The organism is Caulobacter sp. B11, assembly GCF_002737765.1.
Classification (GTDB): domain Bacteria; phylum Pseudomonadota; class Alphaproteobacteria; order Caulobacterales; family Caulobacteraceae; genus Caulobacter.
In genome coordinates this window covers 1-5,806 of record NZ_PEGG01000317.1, presented here as the reverse complement: position 1 = coordinate 5,806, position 5,806 = coordinate 1, and the positions used below count along the sequence as shown (strand labels likewise).

Genomic DNA, 5,806 nt, shown 5'->3' with positions numbered 1-5,806 from the left:
GCGACGGCTATTCCACCCAGGGCATGATGCTGTGGAACGCCGACGGCGCGCCCTTGATCGTTGCGCGCCAGAACGTGGCCGTGTTCATCTAGGACTTCGAGACTCGAGCGCGATCGCATCAAGACGGACCGAGGATGCGGGAGGGTTTGGGCCGACACCATGCTAACGCCGGATCGTTCGGCCCAGTTCGGGACCTTTCAGTGACCAAGACCGCTCTTCTGCTCGGCGCGGCCCTCGCCGCGCTCACGGCCACGGCCGCCCATGCCCAAGGCGCGCCGTCCGCCGAGGCGACGACCCAGGCCTATGTCGAGGCCATCGCGGCGCGCAATGACCAGTTGCACGCCGTCATCGCCGTCAATCCCAACGCCCTGGCCGACGCCCGCGCCCTGGACGCCGAACGCGCGGCCGGCAAGGTGCGCTCGCCCCTGCACGGCGCGCCGATCCTGCTAAAGGACAATATCGAGTCGGCCGATCCGATGGCCACCACCGCCGGCTCGCTGGCCCTGAAGGACAATATCAGCGGTCGCGACGCCCCAATGGCCGCGCGCCTGCGCGCCGCCGGCGCGGTGATCCTGGGCAAGGCCAACCTGTCGGAATGGGCTAATATCCGCTCGAACAACTCGATCAGCGGCTGGAGCGCCATCGGCGGCACGGCCCGCAATCCCTATGTGCTGGACCGCAGCGCCTGCGGTTCGTCCAGCGGCTCGGGCGTGGCGGTGGCGGCGGGCCTGGCTTGGGCGGCGATCGGCACCGAGACCGACGGCTCGATCACCTGCCCGGCCGCGCTCAACGGCCTGGTCGGCCTCAAGCCCACGGTCGGGCTGGTGTCGCGCACCCACATCGTGCCGATCAGCCACAGCCAGGACACCGCCGGCCCGATGACCCGCACGGTCACCGACGCCGCCCAGATCCTGACCGCCATCGCCGGCTCCGATCCCGCCGACAGCGCCACCAAGGCCGCCGACAGCCACAAGACCGACTATGCCAAGGGCCTCAACAAGGACGCGCTGAAGGGCGTGACCCTGGCCGTCGCCCGCTTCTACACCGGCTATTCGCCGGGCACGGACGCGGTGTTCGAACAGGCCCTGAAGGACCTGGCCGCCCAGGGCGCGCGGCTGGTCGAGGTCAAGACCTTCGACGAGGGCCCGATCGGCAAGGCCGAGGGCGTGGTGCTCTATACCGAGCTGAAGGTCGACCTGGCCGCCTATCTGGCCTCGACCGATCCGGCCAAGGTCAAGAGCCGCACCCTGGCCGACCTGATCGCCTTCAACAAGGCGACCCCGAAAGAGTTCGAATGGTTCGGCCAGGAGACCTTCGAGGCGGCCGAGAAGACCAAGGGCTATGCCGATCCGGCCTATATCAAGGCCCTGGCCGACTCCAAGCGGCTGGCCGGCCCCGAGGGTATCGACAAGATCCTCAAACAGTCCGGCGCGGTGGCGATCATCGCCCCGACCACCGGCCGGCCTGGACCATCGACCCGCTGAACGGCGACAATTACGGCGGCTCGGCCACCACCCTGCCCGCCGTGGCCGGCTATCCCCACCTGACCGTGCCGATGGGCGACGTCCACGGCCTGCCGGTGGGCATCAGCTTCATCGGCCCCGCCTGGAGCGAGGCCCTGCTGCTGAACCTCGGCTATGCCTATGAGCAGGCGACGATGAAGCGGTTCGAACCGAAGTTCCTGCCGACGGTCGCGCCGTAGGGGGCGGAGGGGCCGCCTCGCCCCTCCCATCTCCACCGTCATTCCCGCCCTTGTGGCGGGAACCTCTCTATCCGCCGCAGGGGCGCAAGGGGCGAAGTGCGCACGCACTTCGCTGACACCTCACGTGCGGACTGAACCAGGGGTTCCCGCCACAAGGGCGGGAATGACGGTTGATAGGGTTGTGCTTTGAAAGAACGGTCCAGCAGCCAGGCCGCGCCCTGCAACCCTCGGAGGCGAGCCTGCTCTGGCTGACGGCCTCGTCAAGGACGACGCTCTCGCGTTGCCGCGCCGCGGCGGCCCCGCAGAGGCCGTCCTTGACGAGGCCGTCCTTGACGAGGCCATCCTTGACGAGGCCGTCAGCCAGAGCTCCAATTCCACCAAGGGTTTTAGGGTCGAGGTGCGGCCGCGCTGGCGGATAAGGCCAAAACTGGCAGCCGCTGATACCAATCTTGATTAAAGACCGGCCACTCCTTCGGCCGCCCGCTAGGGGTCGTCGACCCCAAAATATGTCGCTAAGTGAATGATCACCCGCTTACGAATTTGATGGATTGCGATGCAGATGACCTACGATGATGAATTGCGGGCCACCTTCCTCGCCAAAGTTCATACCGAGCATGCGAGGAGGACTTACTTCGCCTGCAATTTGATGAATCCCGCCTTCCATTGGTTCTTCACCCAAGGACAACAAGCCCTTGAGCAAGAACTATATATTCCAGGAGTTTCATCGATATTGAATGGGATCGAAGCCAGCCTTCGAGTCACCGTCGCTCAGCTACACCCCGATTATGCTGGAGAACTGACCCTCTCGCCGTATCAAAACTTGAGTAACACCCTTTTGCGCAAGGCGCGAGAACTCGGAGTACCGATCAAAAGCCTCGCTTGGCCGGGAGAGGAAGATTTTTATACTAAGCTGGAGACAAAAGAGAACGTTTTTGTGGTGCAGTTACGCCACGATGTTTGTCACGGCGACATTCTCCAGTTCATTGAAATGATGGAGTACGAGCAGATACAGCTGTTAACACCAGAGTGCCTGCGTTCAATTGCGGCAGAACTGTTGGCCGTGTCATTTGCGTGGACGTATGATCTCGCAGGCTTCCGCGCAAGGCGCGGACTACGTCCAGCTGGGATCGAGATAGCGAACCCACCGGAGAATCCACTAGCAGCATGGCTCCCGAAGCGCTCCAAGCCATAGCTGCTGCGAACTTATAGGTCGATGCTCTACCCCGCCTTCACCCCAATCCGTCCCAGCCCCTCGACCGCCGCCCGGAACGCCTCGCCCCGCGCCTCGAAGTCGCTGAACTGGTCGAATGACGCGCAGGCCGGCGACAGCAGGACGATGGCGTCCTCGCCGCTGTCCAGGGCGTCGGCATAGGCCGCCGCGGTGGCGACCTCGATCGAGACGCACTGGCGCACGGGGGCCTTGCCGTCCAGGGTCTTGCCAAACTCGCCCGCCGCCTCGCCGATCAGATAGGCCCCGGCGACGCGCGGGAACAGGTCGGCCAGGTCGTCGATGCCGCCGGCCTTGGCCACGCCGCCGGCGATCCAGTAGATCTTGGGATAGCTGCTCATCGCCTGGCGCGCGGCGTCGGCGTTGGTGGCCTTGCTGTCATTGACGAAGCGCACGCGGCCGATCTTGGCGACCGTCTCCATGCGGTGGGCGAGGCCGGGGAAACTCATCAGCCCCTCGACGGCCTGCATCGGCGGGATGCCCAGGGCGACGGCGGCGGCGTAGGCGGCGCAGGCGTTTTGCCAGTTGTGGCGGCCCGGCAGGCTCTTGGCCCGCAGCAGGTCGGCCATCTCGGTTACCCGCTCGCCGGTGGCGTCATAGAGCACGCCCTGCAGGGCGTAGACGCCCCGGCCCATGGCTTTGCCGGCGCTGATCGGCCAGATGGTGCGGCGGTTGGCGGCGGTGATCTCGGTGCAGATCTGCTGGCACCAGGGATCGTCGACGCCGATGATCGCGGTGTCGCCCTTGCCCTGGTTGAGGAAGATCCGGCGCTTGGCGGCGATATAGCCGTCCATGCCGCCGTGACGGTCCAGATGGTCGGGCGACAGGTTCAGCAGCACCGTGGCGTCGGCCTTGAGGCTGCTGGTCAGGTCCAGCTGGTAGGATGAGAGCTCCAGCACGTAGACCGCGCCGCCGTGCATGTCGTCCAGGCCCAGAACGCCCAGGCCGATATTGCCGCCGACCCGGGTGTCGCGGCCCGCGTGGCGGAACATGTGGCCGATCAGGGCGGTGGTGGTCGACTTGCCGTTGGTGCCCGTGATGGCGACGATCTTGGGCTTCTTGTGGTCCGGAGCGGCGTTGACCGTGCGGGCGAACAGCTCGACATCGCCCAGCACCTCGACCCCGGCCTCGCGGGCCTTGTCGACGGTCCAGTGCGGCTTGGGATGGGTCAGCGGCACGCCCGGCGACAGCATCAGGGCGGCGAAGGCGCTCCAGTCGGCCGTGCTCAGGTCGACGACGTCCAGGCCCTCGGCGGCGGCGGCCTCGCGGCTGGCGGCCTTCTCATCCCACAGCGCCACCTTGGCCCCGCCGGCCAGCAGGGCGCGCGCCGCGGTCAGGCCCGTACGGCCCAACCCGAACACGGCGACTGTCTTGCCCTCGAAACCACGGACGGGGATCATGGCGGCCGCTCCCTACCTGAGTTTCAGCGTGGCGAGGCCGACGAAGGACAGCATCATCGCCACGATCCAGAAGCGGATCACGACGGTGGATTCAGCCCAGCCCAGCTTCTCGAAATGGTGGTGGATCGGGGCCATCAGGAAGATGCGCTTGCCGGTCTTCTTGAAGTAAGCGACCTGGATCATCACGCTCAGCGCCTCGGCCACGAACAGGCCGCCGACAATGCCCAGGACCAGCTCGTGCTTGGCGCAGACCGCGATCGCGCCCAGGGCGCCGCCGAGGGCCAGGGAGCCGGTGTCGCCCATGAAGATCTTGGCCGGCGGGGCGTTGTACCAGAGGAAGCCCATGCCGCCGCCGATGATCGCGCCGCACAGCACCGCCAGCTCGCCGACGCCCGGCACGGCGTGCAGCTGAAGATATTCGGCGAACTTGAAGTTACCGACCAGGTAGGCGATCAGGCCGAAGGTCGCGGCGGCGATCATCACCGGCACGATGGCCAGGCCGTCCAGACCGTCGGTCAGATTCACCGCGTTGGAGAAGCCGGCGATCGTGAAGGCGGCGAAGGCGACATAGAACCAGCCCAGGTTCAGCACAAGCTGCTTGAAGATCGGGAAGACCAGCGAGGTCTCAAGGCCCGAGGCCATCACCGACTGGCGCTCGACCAGAACCAGCACCACCGCGGCGACGGCCGAGATGGCGAACTGCGCGATCAGCTTTTGAACGCTGGAGAGGCCGGCCGTGGTCTGCTTGGTGACCTTGGCGTAGTCGTCGAGGAAGCCCAGGAACCCGAAGCTGCCGGTGATGGTCAGGACCACCCAGACATGGACGTTCTTCAGGTCGCCGAACAGCAGCGAGCCGGCGAACAGGCCGGCCAGGATCATGAAGCCGCCCATGGTCGGCGTGCCCTGCTTCTCGACCACGTGACGGGCGATGCCGTCGGTGCGGATCGGCTGGCCCTTGCCCTGCTTGCTCTTCATCCAGCGGATGAACCGCGAGCCCATGGCGACGGCGACGACATAGGCCGTCAGCATCGACATCCCGGTGCGGAAGGTCAGATATTTCAGCAGGTTGAGCACGGGGACATGGTCCTGCCCGCCGTGCGAAAGCCATTCATAGAGCCAGTACAGCATCAGACCTGTCCCCCGCGCCTAGCGCCGCCAGGGCGGCCGCGACCGTCCCCGCTCGCGAGCCGTTCGACCCCTTGACCATCACCACGTCCCCCGGACGCACGATCGCCGCGACCTGTGTCGACAGATCCGCAGCGTTCTCGGCGTAGCCGCCGCGCCGAGTCGGCGGAAGCCGGTCCCACAGCGATTTCATGTGGACGCCCGCGCAAAACACCAGATCGACCCGGGCCGCCTCGATCGGCGCCGCCAGCTCGGCGTGAAAGCGCTCGGTGTCAGGTCCCAGCTCAAGCATGTCGGTCAGGACCACCAGGCGCCGCCCCGACACGGCGCGGGCCCCCAGGGTCTTCAGCG

3 protein-coding genes and 2 pseudogenes are annotated in these 5,806 nt (G+C 66.3%); 2 read left to right on the top strand and 3 right to left on the bottom strand.

Features of this window, described 5'->3' with window-relative positions:
- Positions 1-200 precede the first annotated feature (200 nt).
- Positions 201-1,702, top strand: a pseudogene (locus CSW58_RS11890) (amidase).
- A 553-nt stretch (positions 1,703-2,255) separates the two neighbouring features.
- Positions 2,256-2,894: a hypothetical protein gene (locus tag CSW58_RS13800; protein WP_143755191.1), complete on the top strand. Its 639-nt coding sequence runs from the start codon at positions 2,256-2,258 to the stop codon at positions 2,892-2,894.
- A 26-nt stretch (positions 2,895-2,920) separates the two neighbouring features.
- On the opposite strand, the gene murD is transcribed toward CSW58_RS13800, so the two are convergent.
- From murD to CSW58_RS11870, 3 genes and pseudogenes are all read right to left on the bottom strand, one after another.
- On the bottom strand, positions 2,921-4,330 hold the full coding sequence (gene murD / locus CSW58_RS11880; protein ID WP_099447426.1) for a UDP-N-acetylmuramoyl-L-alanine--D-glutamate ligase: 1,410 nt from the start codon (positions 4,328-4,330) through the stop codon (positions 2,921-2,923).
- A gap of 12 nt (positions 4,331-4,342) precedes the next feature.
- Positions 4,343-5,458 carry a phospho-N-acetylmuramoyl-pentapeptide-transferase gene (gene mraY / locus CSW58_RS11875; RefSeq protein ID WP_099447425.1) on the bottom strand — a complete coding sequence of 372 codons (1,116 nt, stop codon included), beginning with the start codon at positions 5,456-5,458 and terminating at the stop codon, positions 4,343-4,345.
- Positions 5,439-5,806 (bottom strand): annotated as a pseudogene (locus tag CSW58_RS11870) (UDP-N-acetylmuramoylalanyl-D-glutamyl-2, 6-diaminopimelate--D-alanyl-D-alanine ligase); the annotation flags it as partial. The gene mraY and the pseudogene CSW58_RS11870, both read right to left, overlap by 20 nt.